At 40.9% G+C, this 13,626-nt stretch carries 13 protein-coding genes; 3 read left to right on the top strand and 10 right to left on the bottom strand.

Features of this window, described 5'->3' with window-relative positions; genetic code table 11:
* Positions 1 to 103 precede the first annotated feature (103 nt).
* The 6 genes from ACRD64_RS22500 to ACRD64_RS22475 all read right to left on the bottom strand — a co-directional run bounded on the left by ACRD64_RS22500 (position 104) and on the right by ACRD64_RS22475 (position 6,889).
* Positions 104 to 403, bottom strand: coding sequence for a type II toxin-antitoxin system RelE/ParE family toxin (locus ACRD64_RS22500; RefSeq protein ID WP_430936342.1), 300 nt, complete (start codon positions 401 to 403; stop codon positions 104 to 106).
* Positions 396 to 644, bottom strand: a complete 249-nt coding sequence (locus tag ACRD64_RS22495; protein WP_430936340.1) for a type II toxin-antitoxin system ParD family antitoxin — start codon at positions 642 to 644, stop codon at positions 396 to 398. Before ACRD64_RS22495 ends, ACRD64_RS22500 begins: the two co-directional genes overlap by 8 nt.
* 181 nt (positions 645 to 825) lie before the next feature.
* Complete coding sequence (locus tag ACRD64_RS22490; protein ID WP_430936338.1) at positions 826 to 1,062, bottom strand: hypothetical protein; 237 nt, start codon at positions 1,060 to 1,062, stop codon at positions 826 to 828.
* 244 nt (positions 1,063 to 1,306) lie between these two features.
* Positions 1,307 to 1,729 (bottom strand): tRNA (adenosine(37)-N6)-threonylcarbamoyltransferase complex ATPase subunit type 1 TsaE, encoded by a 423-nt coding sequence (tsaE, locus tag ACRD64_RS22485; RefSeq protein WP_430936336.1) that lies wholly within the window; start codon positions 1,727 to 1,729, stop codon positions 1,307 to 1,309.
* Positions 1,730 to 1,809: 80 nt separating this feature from the next.
* Positions 1,810 to 3,372: a PglZ domain-containing protein gene (locus ACRD64_RS22480; protein WP_430936334.1), complete on the bottom strand. Its 1,563-nt coding sequence runs from the start codon at positions 3,370 to 3,372 to the stop codon at positions 1,810 to 1,812.
* Positions 3,373 to 3,382: 10 nt separating this feature from the next.
* Positions 3,383 to 6,889, bottom strand: coding sequence for a hypothetical protein (locus ACRD64_RS22475; protein ID WP_430936332.1), 3,507 nt, complete (start codon positions 6,887 to 6,889; stop codon positions 3,383 to 3,385).
* A 269-nt stretch (positions 6,890 to 7,158) separates the two neighbouring features.
* On the opposite strand from ACRD64_RS22475, the gene ACRD64_RS22470 reads away from it, so the two are divergent.
* Complete coding sequence (locus tag ACRD64_RS22470; protein ID WP_430936330.1) at positions 7,159 to 8,508, top strand: sigma-54-dependent transcriptional regulator; 1,350 nt, start codon at positions 7,159 to 7,161, stop codon at positions 8,506 to 8,508.
* A gap of 35 nt (positions 8,509 to 8,543) precedes the next feature.
* Here ACRD64_RS22470 and ACRD64_RS22465 read toward each other — a convergent pair whose 3' ends face one another.
* The 4 genes from ACRD64_RS22465 to ACRD64_RS22450 all read right to left on the bottom strand — a co-directional run bounded on the left by ACRD64_RS22465 (position 8,544) and on the right by ACRD64_RS22450 (position 11,118).
* The gene (locus ACRD64_RS22465; RefSeq protein ID WP_430936328.1) at positions 8,544 to 8,780 is read right to left on the bottom strand and encodes a CDGSH iron-sulfur domain-containing protein; all 237 of its coding nucleotides are present in this window, start codon (positions 8,778 to 8,780) and stop codon (positions 8,544 to 8,546) included.
* An 89-nt stretch (positions 8,781 to 8,869) separates the two neighbouring features.
* Positions 8,870 to 9,568: an HAD family hydrolase gene (locus ACRD64_RS22460; protein WP_430936326.1), complete on the bottom strand. Its 699-nt coding sequence runs from the start codon at positions 9,566 to 9,568 to the stop codon at positions 8,870 to 8,872.
* A 195-nt stretch (positions 9,569 to 9,763) separates the two neighbouring features.
* Complete coding sequence (locus tag ACRD64_RS22455) at positions 9,764 to 10,006, bottom strand: NifU family protein (protein WP_430936324.1); 243 nt, start codon at positions 10,004 to 10,006, stop codon at positions 9,764 to 9,766.
* Between the two features lie 2 nt (positions 10,007 to 10,008).
* Positions 10,009 to 11,118 carry a P-loop NTPase gene (locus tag ACRD64_RS22450; protein WP_430936322.1) on the bottom strand — a complete coding sequence of 370 codons (1,110 nt, stop codon included), beginning with the start codon at positions 11,116 to 11,118 and terminating at the stop codon, positions 10,009 to 10,011.
* A gap of 570 nt (positions 11,119 to 11,688) precedes the next feature.
* Between ACRD64_RS22450 and ACRD64_RS22445 the strand changes: the two genes are divergently transcribed.
* Both ACRD64_RS22445 and ACRD64_RS22440 read left to right on the top strand, forming a co-directional pair.
* Positions 11,689 to 12,396 (top strand): ATP-binding protein, encoded by a 708-nt coding sequence (locus ACRD64_RS22445; RefSeq protein ID WP_430936320.1) that lies wholly within the window; start codon positions 11,689 to 11,691, stop codon positions 12,394 to 12,396.
* The gene (locus ACRD64_RS22440) at positions 12,396 to 13,613 is read left to right on the top strand and encodes a radical SAM/SPASM domain-containing protein (protein WP_430936318.1); all 1,218 of its coding nucleotides are present in this window, start codon (positions 12,396 to 12,398) and stop codon (positions 13,611 to 13,613) included. Before ACRD64_RS22445 ends, ACRD64_RS22440 begins: the two co-directional genes overlap by 1 nt.
* Positions 13,614 to 13,626: the final 13 nt, after the last annotated feature.

The following is a 13,626-nucleotide window of genomic DNA, read 5'->3' as shown; positions in this document are numbered from 1 at the left end:
TATTAAAGCTGGGTTGTAGTTCAACCTGGAATAATCGCTGGGCTCCCGTCTTTCGGGACAGGCATTGCAGACTGCTCATATTCCTATTTATTGGGTGTAGGTTTTATTCGGTTATTCTATTTTTCAAGTCCATTCGTTCGTGTAAAATCCTCGTTATTTCAATCGGTCTATTCAAGGATTTCCGATAAAATATTATATGTCGATTTGTCTTAAGTTCGAAAAGGTCGAATGTTATTCCAGTATAATTTTTACCTAAATCTGGATTATCGGCAATATCTTGGAAACTTTTAAGAAGCATTTCATAATATCGGTTTGCTTGCAATTCAGACCATTTATCGAATGTATAGTCCCAAATTCGGCTCAAGTCCTCAACTGCTTTGTTTGTCAGTTTATACTCAGCCATTTATTTTCTTTTTGGCTCTTAATTCTTGAAGGTGTTTTTCTGGGTCAAAGTCGTGAGCAATTCCACTATCAATTCCCTCTTGAATTGCATTTCTTAAAGCAATCACCTTACTTTCTTCATTTTCTAAAAGTCGAAGTCCTGCTCGAATCACTTCACTAACATTTTTGTATCGACCAGTTGATACTTGAGTTTGAACAAATTGGTCGAAATAATTACCGAGTGAAACGGATGTATTTTTCATTTCTTTAGTTTTTTCAAATTTACCAATTATTGGTAAAATGTCAAAATTTACTTCCGTTGACAAATCACATATAATCCCAGTATTGAATGCTAAAACTTAAAATTGAAGCTAATAGTCGGCATTTAAAAGCCCATAATTAATGTAATTAAAGCAGAAATTGCTACCCCAATCCCAATAATAATTATAGCGCTAGTTTCACCGATTCGGCCAACGAAGTTGTAGGTCTACCAATTAGCTTAGAAAGCTCCCCGGATTTGTTGAACAAGTCGCCTTTTGAAGCACTAACATCCCAGTTTGCAATTGCACTGGCGAATGGTGTTGGGATATTAAAACTTTCCAAGATTTTGGCGTATTCTTCCTCCTGCAAATTCCGATATGGTAAATCTTTACCGCTTTGTTTCGATATCTCTGCTGCCAAATCACTAAGGATATAAGCAGTATCTCCGGTTAACTCAAATACTTTCCCTTTGTAATTTTCACCTGTTTAACCCGGATTATGTATTAGAACTTCGCCATGAACATTGAAAGTGCAATCTTACTAGGTTTTCATCGTTCTGGTGAGTTGAAGTGATGCAACGAAGTGTCTTGTTTTGAAACAATTTCAATGTGTAATAGAATTTCTAATGCATATTGCGGGTTTAATACCTACAGCTTACTTATGTTTAAAACGGTATTACCTCTATCTCCCTGCTGTTATCATCCAATACAGTCACCTTTACGTCATATCTTTTTTCGGGGAGTAAGGAAGCAATCTTCTCGGGCCATTCCACAAAGCAGTAGCTATCGGAGTAAAAATAATCCTCATAGCCTAAATCAAAGGCTTCTTCTTCTTCCTTTAAACGGTAAAAATCGAAATGGTAGATAGAATCATCGGACTGGGTATTGTACTCGTTAACGATGGCAAAGGAAGGACTGTTGACCACATCCACCACTTTTAACTTTTCGCATAGTGCCTGGATAAAAGTAGTTTTACCCGCCCCCATGGAACCATAAAAACAAAAAACGGCCGGCTCCGGGTAGGCTTTTAAAAAGGCCTCTGCTACCTGGTTTATCTTATTAATTGAAGGAATTAAAAATTTATTCATCGGTAATTCATTTAAATCATGACTCCAAATAAAATAATTCATTGCTCGTCATGGTCGCACATTTTCTCCTTTCGCACGGGTTATTCTTTCGGGGTTAACACTACATACGGAATCAGCATTTCCTCCATGGATATTCCCCCATGCTGGAAGGTATCTTTATAGTAACTCACATAATGGTTATAATTGTTGGGATAGGCTAAAAAATCTTCGTTGGTTGCAAATATATAACTTGTTGACACATTAACCTTGGGCAAAAGTATTTCTTCGGGCTTAACCACCTCAAAAACTTCCTTTGCCTTATAATTAAGATTTCTCCCTTGTTTGTAGCGCAGGTTCGTGGTTGTGTTTCGGTCGCCCACCACTTTAATTGCATTTTTAACACGAATGGTGCCATGGTCGGTGGTGATGATCACCTTAACGTTTTCATGCTCTAGCTTGTCGAGCAACTCTTTCATTACCGAATGCAGAAACCACGACTTACTAAGCGACCGATAGGCCGATTCGTCGTAAGCCAATTCCTTGATCATCTTACTCTCGGTACGGGCATGCGACAACATATCCACGAAATTAAACACCACCACGGATAAGTCGTCCTTTAATAAATCGGAATAATTATCGATGAGCTGCTTACCTGAATCTATGTTGTGTACCTTTTGATAGGAATAATTGATCTTTTTGCGGAAGCGTTCAAAGAAAGTACCAATCAGCTGTTCCTCGAATTGGTTTTTACTGCCCTCCTCGTGCTCGTCGAGCCAATACTGCGGATACATTGTTTTAATTTGTGCTGGCATTAATCCCGAGAACAAACTGTTACGGGCATATTGGGTGGCTGTTGGCAGAATACTACTGTATATTTCCTCCTTTTCCGAACGGAACGTTTTCAGCACCTCCTGCTTGAGCATAAGCCATTGGTCGAACCTAAAATTATCGATCACCAACATCATTACTTTATTACCCTCTTCCAGCAGCGGTAGGGTAATTTCTTTCATAAAGTGGTGCGACATCAACGGGGATTCACCGTCGGCATCACTTATCCAATCGACATAGTTCCGTTTCACAAACTTAGTGAAAGCATGGTTGGCTTCCGTCTTTTGCATTTTCAGTACCTCATCCATCTCGCCTTTGGTTTCCTCCAGCTCAATTTCCCAGTACACCAGCTGTTTGTACACCTCAGCCCAGTCATCAAAACTATAGGAATCGTTTATCTTCAGCCCTATCTTTCCAAACTCTGTTTGATAGCTGCTGGTTGTTTTTTCAGCCACCAACCGTCGCTGGTCGACATGTTTTTTTATAGTCAGCAATATTTGCGTGGGGTTGACCGGCTTTATCAGGTAATCGGAGATCTTACTGCCGATGGCCTGGTCCATGATGTCCTCCTCCTCGCTTTTGGTAATCATCACAATGGGCACTTCCGGCATCATGTTCTTTAATTTGCCAAGTACCTCCAGGCCGCTTAGTCCCGGCATGTTCTCATCCAGAAAAATCAAATCGAAATGCTCCTCCTCTACCCAAACCAACGCATCCTGACCATTAGTGGCTGTTTTAACGGCAAAACCTTTCTCTTGCAAATATAGTATATGGGCCTTTAATAAATCTATCTCATCATCAACCCATAAAATATTTACTTTTCTTGCATCCACCATTGTTATTATTTTAGTATTTCGATTTATAAAACTGCTGATATAATTCAAAGGATTCTTCGTTGCTCAACCTTGAGAAATTATTATCGCTAATAGCCCACAAATAATGTTTGGCACGAGATATCTCCCGCATTAAAAAGCTATTCAATTTCACTTTATTTAAATAAGCTTTTGCTTCATCGGCATTTGCAAACCCTTTGATCACCATGAAATAGTAATCCGTTCCCATTGCATTGTGTTCCACCTCATATTTCGTTCCATAATTACTTTTGGTATAATTTTTAAACACGGTTCCGATGCGCTCTGTATTAATATGTCCTTTTTTAAACAATATTAGGGCACGATGTGCTCCTTCCTCATATTTAAACGGCGAGCCTGGCTTTTCAATGATCAGTTCTGTTTCGGATGCAACTTCAGTTACCGGTTCGGCCAGCTCCGCAAGCTCCTGGGTCACTGACTTTTCTTTAGCAACCGTTGTTGGTGTCTGGCTTGCAGCCATCTCCTTTTGATTTGCGGCTTTGGGTGCTTGCTTTTTTTCTAAAACTATGGTTTCGGGTTTCGCTTCTGTAATCAAAGACGCTGCCTTTTTTGTTTCTTCACTTTCTTTTGCCGCCCCTGGCTGCTGCGTTACTTGCGCCTTCCGTTCCGGCAACAATTGCTCTTCTTGAATCCTTTTTTCTTCCTGTTTTTTCAACTTTTCAGCTTCCAACGCATCTCTTGCAGCCTGCCTGCGTTCTTCCTCCAGGTTTTTAAAAGCTTCGGCCGATAAGTAATTCTCGGCAAAAAAGTCATCGTAACCGTCCACATCACCCGATGAAAGCAGGTATTCCTGATTTTTACCGTGAATAACATATAACTTTTGGTACTCTAAATCATCCACTTCAAATATTTCGGAACGTTCGCGTAACGAATAGAAATAATCGAGCGCTTCCAGGCGGTTATTAAATCCCGACACCGAAAAAACAGGGGTTCCATCTGGCAGTTGGGTTTTCCCCATTTCATAATCGTTGAGCAAGAATTTGGAGAAGTTATAATCGGCAATATTAAATTTAAGCCGGTTGATATCGGCTTCCGGATTCACCAGCAATATCAAACTATGTTGCGACTTATGATCGATGGTATAGGAAGTGGCAACTTGCTCCCGAACTTGCGTGTTGCCCAAATCCTGTTGTTCCCTGGTAAATTCCTCGGTCCTTTTGGCCATCAGATTCGTAGTTACAGCCCCCTGAACCGGCATCCTTCCCTCATGATATAAGGCCAGCATTTCAACGGCCAACGGAGCAACTTCGCTGCTGGCATAAACCTCTTTAATCTCCTCTAATTCATTTACAAAACGATCTTCTATGCCCATTTTTGCGTAAGAAAGAGCCGCCAGCAACTTAAACTTTGGAATCAAAACATTTTCTTCATCTATATGATGCGCTTCCCTAACATTTGTCACCGGAACTTCAAATTCGTTGAACAGATAGCTGGTATATGTTTGTTGATAAAGCGCTTCCATTTTTCTGTTTCTGGCATGCTTCTTCTCAAAGTATTCAGGATCGTTCAAGTATGCCGTAAATTCCCCATCAGGAAACTTATCCATCAATATATCTTTGATCCCGGCCATTTTTTGGCTGTCGCCTTGTTTCTCGAAACACAGGTACAAATTCATGTACACATCCTCGATAAAATCGCCGTCCGGATACCTTTTGGCGTACTCGGCAAAAGCATCTATGGCATATGGTATGTTTTCAAGTTCATCCTTATAAATCAGCCCCTGGTTCAGCAATCCGCTCTGAATTCTTTTATTTGAAGCCAGCCACAATTCCGGCGTGGATGGTATATCCTTTAGGTACGAATCTCTTACCATAGGATTATTTTCCTTTTCTTTGGCCATCACAGCCAGCACGGCTTCGTTACCTCCAACCGAATCTTTCGGTACACCTTCCGGTTCTCCAAACATATCTTCAGGGTCTCCCATATCCATAGGTTCTTCAACTACGGCTTGCTTGTTGCTTCTGCGCCAATTATCCTCCAGCTTTCTCCGGCCCCAAAGCTTTTCGAACTCTAATTTACCCATACCCATCGAGGTTTGGTTGTAGAAATACCATTTACCGCCTTGCGATTGTGTACCGGTATAAGACTGACTCATCATTGGATCGTAGAACACATCTCCGTTTGTGCCCTTCTCCTGCTGCTTTTTCAGCGCCTCTTGTCTCTTTTTCACGTCCTCGATAATTCCATCAATTAAGGCCAAGCGTTGTTGTTCCGGCATGGCGGCCACTTTTAAGAGACTATCTTCGCGTTCAACCATATTGATATTGGCTACCAGGTCAGTTAAGCTTTCGTGCCTGGCCTCAATAACTTGGAGCCCGGGAAAATTTTCGTTCAGATTAACGATGGCCGTATCCAAATAGTAGTAAGCAGGTTTATATTCAGGCCTATCGTAGTAAATCTCCGATAATTCAAAGAAAGACATCCCTTTTTGGTGGTTATTGTCGATACTTTTTTCAATGGAAAGCAAGAAATTTCCCATAGCAAGTTCTTCATGCGCCTCTGCTTTGTAGGCCATGGCCAAAGCATAATAAATCTGGTCTTCGTAATCGGAATTACGTTTATCCCTTAAAAGTCGTTTAATTTCTTTTTTAACCGCTTCCAGTCCGCCTTCTTCGAATAACATACCGGCACGGTTTACTTTGGCGTTAAAGGCCATTTCGTATGGCGGGTTAGATTTGATAACCGCTTCGTATGCCTGGCTAGCCTGGGTATATTGTTTTTGTTTTTGATACAACTGGGCCAAAATAAAATTGAACCTTCTTCGGTAATATTTCGACCCGGCTCCGTTGACCGCTTCCTTCATAAAAGGAATAGCTTCGGCATACCTGCCTTGCCGCATATAAAAATCGGCGTAAGTTGCTGCGTACAGGCCAAAAAGTCCGGCAGGAGCTTTCCCTTCCATGTCATAGTTTTCGAGCTGTATTTTAGCCTGGGCAAAATCGCCTAATTCGATGGCCGCTCGTGCGTTCCAAATTTCGGCCTCGTACCATTCCGGGCCTTCCTGAAACTCCCTAAATATATAAGCAAAACTTTGCTGGGCCACATAATATTCGCGTTTATAAAAATGTGATTTGCCAATTAAAAGGTAAGCATTGTCTACCCATTTGTTAAACTCATTCTGGCTTAGGAACTTTTTATATTTTATGGATTGATCATCGCGCCTGTTTTCAGGTTTTTTACGAATGGAATGAACTTTTATCAACTTAGCGCCCTTTTCAATTGCCCTATCCATTTGGCTACCGGCAACCGATTCGGCGCCCGGTTTAGATTCGGGAAAAACCGCCAGCATTTGTGTATAATCATCCACATTACTTGCCTCGATAGCTTTTACCCCTTCCTTAAAGCTCTCTCTTCCGTTAAAATACACGTTGTAATGTGCCGTCAAGTTATGATAGCCTCTACTTAAACTAGTGTTTTTTTTAGTTGAGCACCCCCATAAAAAAGTTATCAGTAGCAGGAAATATATTATTTTTAACCTCATTTATCCTAATTAATTATCAATGGTCAAATTTTAACAGGTCGTTATCCAAATAAACTATTGAAATCACCCATGTTACGGGCAAATATCCATCACAATTAAAACTGCCTTTACTCAAAAATATTATATCTAAATTTTAAATAACCATCTTTGCAAAAACAATTTTATATATTGTGGCCTATTTTTTTGCGTTTCCAAGTTTTAACCAAGAATGATAGTTCCTAATTGTAAAGAACAAATATATTTGAATTATCACAAAAAGTTAGCTATTAATGAAAATTCATGTAGTTGAAGACGACCGGGTTTTTAATAAATTAATTGAACACTCTTTATCGCTGAATCCGGATTTCGAGATCGGTACCTTTTTTGATGGTGAATCTTTTTTTAAACATCTACCCGACAACCCCGATGTGGTTACGCTAGATCTGGGCCTGCCAGACTTTACCGGAAACGAGATTCTTAAGAAAATAAAAAAATACAACCCTGATATTGAAGTAATTGTCATCTCAGGCCAGGACAGCATAACAACGGCCGTCAGTTTACTAAAGGAAGGTGCATACGACTATATTACCAAAGACGAAAACATTAAAGACCGCCTGCTAAACAGTGTCAACAACATACGCAACAAAAAACAACTTCTGGAGGAAATTTCGCAATTAAAAAGTGAGATAGCCCATAAATATAATTTTGGCAATGCAATTATCGGTGACAGTCCGGCTATGAAAGAGGTATTTGCCTTGCTTGAAAAAGCCGTAAAAGTACCGAATATCAATGTATCGGTATACGGGGACACGGGAACCGGGAAGGAGCTCATCGCCAAAACCATTCATTACAACTCCATACGCAAAGCCAAACCTTTTATTGCAGTAAATATGGGAGCCATCCCCCGCGACCTGATAGAAAGTGAACTTTTCGGACACGAAAAAGGGGCGTTTACGGGAGCCATCCTTACCAAAAAAGGAAAATTTGAGGAGGCAGAAGGCGGCACGATTTTTTTAGATGAGATTGGCGAAATGGATATCAACCTTCAGGTGAAACTGCTGAGAGTATTGCAGGAAAGGGAGATTACCCGCGTAGGTGGAAATGAAGTCATTAAGGTAAACACCCGCATTATTACCGCTACCAACAAGGATTTAATGGAAGAAGTTAAGCTGGGTAATTTTAGGGAAGATTTATATTACCGTTTACTTGGATTGCCAATTCATCTCCCTCCGCTCAAAAACAGACAAAATGATATCATTACCTTGAGTCAGTTTTTCTTAAACAGTTTTTGCGACGACAACAAGCTGGAGCCTATGGCCTTTACTTCAAGGGCTAAAAAGAAACTGCTTGGCTATGCTTTCCCGGGAAATGTGCGCGAATTGAAGGCCATTATAGAACTTAGTGCTGTTATGGCCAGCAGCCAGCAAATTGACGAAGAAAATATCCTGTTTAACTCCAGCAATACAGAGCTGGATATTCTTGCAGAAGAAATGAGCTTAAAGGAATATACCGAAAGAATCATCAGGCACTATCTTCGCCAATACGACAATAACGTACTTAAGGTGGCCAAAAAGCTGGACATTGGCAAGTCTACCATTTATAATATGATAAAACGGGAAAAAGAGAGCGAGACGAAATAAAAAAAGCCACCAGCTTACCGCCAGCAGCTATTAGGTTACAAACCGTTATGCGTTCCGTCACACAAGGGCTTATTGCCTGTTCTCTTGCAACCGCATAAAAAATGCGCACCCGATCTTTCAGGCACATACTCTACCGGAGTGAATTCGCTTCCTTGATGCGACCCATCGCAAAATGGCTGATTGGCACTTTGGCCGCAAGCACACCAAAATACCGATACACCTTCAGATAAATCAGCTTCGAATGGGCTTTTTTGAGCAATTTTGGGTTCCATAACAGTGGTTTTTACATTGATAAATCGTGTAGATTATCAAGTTACAATAAGTATGGCACAAAATCAAAAAGTGCCCATCAAACCTCAATTTACAATTTTAAGGCGTCCATCAGTTCTCCCACAGTTTCCAACTCAACAAATTGATGAATCTCCGTGTCATGCTCAGCATGTTCATGTTCCCAAGTGGTGTGAAACGGCACATGAACGGCCGAGCCCCCCAAATTAAGCACTGGAATAACATCCGATTTCAGGGAATTTCCCACCATCAAGAATTCTTCTGGCGCAATATCCAGGTGCGCCAACAGCTTTTTATAATTGGCTTCCTTTTTATCGCTCATTACCTCAATGTGATGAAAATGTTTTTCGAGATTAGATCGTCTTAGTTTTCGTTCCTGATCCAGAAGATCGCCTTTTGTGGCCACAATTAGCTTATATCCTTTTTCAGTCAGACTTATTAGTACCTGTTCTATTCCATCGATCAGAACAACCGGCTTGTTCAACAATTCTTTTCCCAGTTCAACAATGCGCATAATTGTTTCAACAGGTACTTTTCCGTCACTAAGTGTATCGGCCGTTTCAATTAATGATAAGATAAAACCTTTAATTCCATATCCGTAATTTTTCAGATTCTTCAATTCCGTTTTATACAACTCTTTTATCACCCCTTCTTCATCACAGAAATCTCGTAAAAGAATAGCAAAAACATGTTCCGTCTCCCTGAAATAAGTTTCGTTAACCCAAAGGGTATCATCCGCATCAAAACCTATGTATTTAAATTTTTTATCCATAACATTAGATCATTGGTAAAGGGGTAATAATCAGCGATTGATCCTGAAATTATCAAAATCTACTGTTTTTTTATATTTTGGAAAATCCACGTCATGAAACCAAATTAAAATTATTTTTTTCGGGACAGTCAAGTCCCCTAACAACAAAAGCCGACATCAGATATCGGCTTTTATCAAAACAAATGTAATCATTTACTATTCGTTAATGGCCAACACCTCCTTGACTTCGGGAACAGCTTTTTTCACCACCTGCTCAATACCGTTTTTCATAGTTTGATAACTCATCGGACAGCCTACACAAGCTCCCATCAATTTCACTTTCACAACTAAATCGTCCGATACTTCCAGCAATGAAATATCCCCTCCATCGGCCTTTAAGTAAGGTCTTATTTCTTCCAGGGCTTCTTCAATTATTTTAAAGTGATTGTTATTTTTCATGATCAACGGGTTTTTATTTCAACAATTTTTGTAGGAGGCAAATTGCTGTTTCTTTGCTTCATTGCATCCACAACTTTATGGGCTACTTCGGCAAACGCTGCACCTGTCACAGTATCTTCGTTCAAGGCTGCCGGTTCGCCTTCATCACCACCTTCACGTATGCTCTGTACAATTGGGATTTGTCCCAACAAAGGCACTTCAAGTTCATCAGCCAATTTCTTCCCCCCCTCTTTACCAAATATATAGTATTTATTGTCGGGTAGCTCGGCTGGCGTAAACCAAGCCATGTTCTCCACCAAACCCAATATTGGCACGTTTATGTTTTTACTCTTGAACATGCTTACTCCCTTAATGGCATCGGCCAAAGCCACATCCTGCGGAGTTGTAACGATTACCGCTCCGTTAATGGATAGTGTTTGAACCATGGTCAGGTGTATATCGCTGGTACCCGGAGGCAAATCGATCAGCAAATAATCCAATGCCCCCCAGCTTCCTTCCGTAATTAACTGCTTAATGGCGTTGGTAGCCATAGCCCCTCTCCAAATAGTAGCATCTTTAGGATCTACGAAGTACCCGATGGAAAGCATCTTAACCCCATATTTCTCAACCGGGATAATTCGGTCCCTACCGTCTACTTTATCCAGCAGCGGACGGGCATCTTCCGTATGAAACATTTTGGGAATCGATGGCCCGAAAATATCTGCATCCAACAAGCCCACCGAATAACCGGCCTTAGCCAGAGCAACTGCCAAGTTAGAGGTTACCGTAGATTTTCCTACTCCCCCTTTTCCGGAAGCAATAGCGATTATATTTTTAACATCGGCCAATAACTTTACCGGCTCTGCCTTGGGTTTTGGCTTTATTTTTACGTAGATATTGCCCCTAATTTCGGCATCCTCGCCAACGTAGGTCTCGATGGCCTGAACACAAGCCTTCTTCAGCGAAGGTATCATCGGGTCGTTGGGCCTGTCAAAAAGCAAACTGAAGCTAATTTTTTTGCCGTCAATTTTAATGTCGTCTTCTACCATTTCCAACGAAACAATATCCTTTCCCTTTCCGGGATGACGAACGTGTTTAAGCGCATCTATTACGAGCTGAGGATAGAAACTCATCTGATATAATAATTTTAGTATAAATGATAAGGAATATTGCGTTTCGAAAATTAAAAAATCTAATTCATATATTTTACGCTATCCTTATTTAATTTGATTAAAAATAAAGACAAATATACAACACAAACTGTTAATATGCGCATATGCCCACAAAATATTAGCAGGAAATAGCCCATGGTGAGTAGAGAGAGATGAGCAACGTGTACAATACCAAACCACAAGTAACACATTTTCAATACACTGACCATAGTGACCAATTGTAGGACCTAAGATCCCATATAAAAGATTAGAATCAAAGATTATAGTATGAATAATTGTACATAAAAAATTCGTGAAATTCGGAAAACAGCATTATGTCAGGCCTATGCAACTTCCCATCTTTCTTGCTGCCATAAAAACAATACCCGATGGTGTAGGTACTTTTTGAAAAATATAATTTAATGATTTTCAGAGCTTTTTATCTTAATTAAATTTCGTTTTTGTTCATAATTTTTTCCTTTTTGGGCAGACTTGGCCCGATAACTTGGACTTTCATTGTATTTTAAATGTTTAAATCCAAATTTATAAGAGATGTACTCTAAGGATGTCACCATTTGCGCATGTACTTCGCGCACTTTTATGGATAAAAACAAAGTAGCCGAAATTGCTGCCACTTTAAAAGGCAATGGTTATCAGGTCAAAATAACAGAGGATCTGTGCCGCTTAGTTGCCGACAATCCCGATCAGACAAAAGACGCTGCCAAAGGCACCATTATCGCCTGCCACAGAAGAGTCGTAAACAACCAAATGAACTGGCTGGGGATTGCACCAGGCCCCATTGTTGAAGCCCGAAAAACCAGTACCAATGATGTAATAGCCTTATTTGAAATCACAAAACAAAACACAGAGGAAGCTAAAGCAGAACTGCTAAAAGAAATAGAAGCGTTGCCCGTACATGAAGGTAAAGACGCCTGGTATCCGGTAATCGACAAATCGAAATGTACCGATTGTGGCAAATGCCACGATTTCTGCCTTTTTGGTGTTTATACTGTCATAAACAAACAGGTGAAGGTAACAAAGCCACACAACTGCAAAAACAATTGCCCGGCTTGCGCCCGTATGTGCCCGAGCCAGGCCATCATTTTCCCCAAGTACGAGAAATCCCCAATCAATGGCGGCATAGAAATAGAAGAAGTATTTTCGGAAGAAGATAAAGCAGCTATGTATCAAAAGCGCCTGCAATATCGCTTGCAGCAAAACCGGAATCGTTTTTCGATGCTTAAAAAAGACAATCAATAATGACACTTAGAGAATATACAGCCAATTTTAAAACAATGTTGCGGGTGCCTCTGGAAGTTTCACCACGCCTTGTATGGAAAATCCTGTACAACTTCGCCTGGCGCAACCTGAAGAACATGCGACAGTTTGAGAAACGACAGGCCAAGGGCGAACCTTTCTTCCCTGCATTCGTGATGATCTCAGTAACGGAGAGCTGCAATCTGGCATGCAGTGGCTGCTGGGTGTCGGTAGGAGGTAAAAAATCTCTCAGTAAGGCACAGTTGGACGGCATCATTACAGAAAGCAAGAAAAAAGGTTCTTTCTTTTTTGGCATTTTAGGTGGCGAGCCCTTGTTGTACAAGGGCCTTTTTGACATCATGGAAAAACATGCTGACTGTTATTTTCAGCTGTTTACCAATGGTATGCTCATAACAGATGAAGTGGCTATGCGAATGAAAAAACTGGGCAACATCACCCCGCTTATCAGCATTGAAGGACTGAAAGAGGAAAGCGAAAAACGCCGTGGAGGCGACGAGGTATATAACAAAACACTTAATGGAGTCAGAGCCTGTAAAAAGGCGAAGTTGATGTTTGGTGCGGCAGCTAGTATATGCAAGGGCAATTACAATGATTTGGTAAACCGTGAGTACATTGAACTGCTGGCTAAAGAAGGGGTTCATTATCTCTGGTATTACATCTACCGTCCCGTGGGTGCCAATCCTGACCCGGACAATGCACTAAGCGAAGATCAGATTCTGGAGTTACGCAAATTCATTGTGAAACAACGCCTGGATGCACCCCTTTTCCTCATCGACACCTATTGGGATGCCAAAGGGAATGCGCTCTGCCCGGCAGCAACCGGCATGAGTCACCATATTTCACCTAGTGGCGCTGTTGAATTCTGCCCGCCGTTGCAGATGGCCACTGATTACATCAACGAAGATGGCAGCAACCTGCAGGAATTATTTGAAGAATCAAAGTTCCTCGCTGATTTAAGAACCATGACTGCAGATGGTTCCAGGGGATGTATCCTCCTGGAAAACCCAAACAAGCTTGCCGAATTTTCTGAGCAATACCATGCCCAGGATTCATCTTCACGGCAAACAGTGCTGCAGGAATATCGGAACATGACACCGGTGGCCGGACACGATCAGAATGGCAGGGAAATACCGGAGGAGAATGTATTTTATAAAATCATGAAGAAGAAATACTTCTTCGGATTTGGCGCTTACGGTTAAAGAGCTTGATAGT

The organism is Saccharicrinis sp. 156 (assembly GCF_050589685.1).
In the GTDB taxonomy this organism is placed as follows: Bacteria; Bacteroidota; Bacteroidia; order Bacteroidales; family Marinilabiliaceae; genus Saccharicrinis.
Note: the sequence above shows the minus strand (reverse complement) of the source record. Positions and strands in the feature narration are given on the sequence as shown.

Bases quoted from the DNA above. Each gene is read 5' to 3' on its own strand.
- ACRD64_RS22475 (WP_430936332.1), bottom strand. From the start codon at position 6,889: ATGAGGTTAAAAATAATATATTTCCTGCTACTGATAACTTTTTTATGG.
- ACRD64_RS22480 (WP_430936334.1), bottom strand. From the start codon at position 3,372: ATGGTGGATGCAAGAAAAGTAAATATTTTATGGGTTGATGATGAGATA.
- ACRD64_RS22450 (WP_430936322.1), bottom strand. From the start codon at position 11,118: ATGAGTTTCTATCCTCAGCTCGTAATAGATGCGCTTAAACACGTTCGT.
- tsaE (WP_430936336.1), bottom strand. From the start codon at position 1,729: ATGAATAAATTTTTAATTCCTTCAATTAATAAGATAAACCAGGTAGCA.
- ACRD64_RS22440 (WP_430936318.1), top strand. From the start codon at position 12,396: ATGACACTTAGAGAATATACAGCCAATTTTAAAACAATGTTGCGGGTG.
- ACRD64_RS22465 (WP_430936328.1), bottom strand. From the start codon at position 8,780: ATGGAACCCAAAATTGCTCAAAAAAGCCCATTCGAAGCTGATTTATCT.
- ACRD64_RS22455 (WP_430936324.1), bottom strand. From the start codon at position 10,006: ATGAAAAATAACAATCACTTTAAAATAATTGAAGAAGCCCTGGAAGAA.
- ACRD64_RS22445 (WP_430936320.1), top strand. From the start codon at position 11,689: ATGTACTCTAAGGATGTCACCATTTGCGCATGTACTTCGCGCACTTTT.
- ACRD64_RS22470 (WP_430936330.1), top strand. From the start codon at position 7,159: ATGAAAATTCATGTAGTTGAAGACGACCGGGTTTTTAATAAATTAATT.
- ACRD64_RS22495 (WP_430936340.1), bottom strand. From the start codon at position 644: ATGAAAAATACATCCGTTTCACTCGGTAATTATTTCGACCAATTTGTT.
- ACRD64_RS22460 (WP_430936326.1), bottom strand. From the start codon at position 9,568: ATGGATAAAAAATTTAAATACATAGGTTTTGATGCGGATGATACCCTT.
- ACRD64_RS22500 (WP_430936342.1), bottom strand. From the start codon at position 403: ATGGCTGAGTATAAACTGACAAACAAAGCAGTTGAGGACTTGAGCCGA.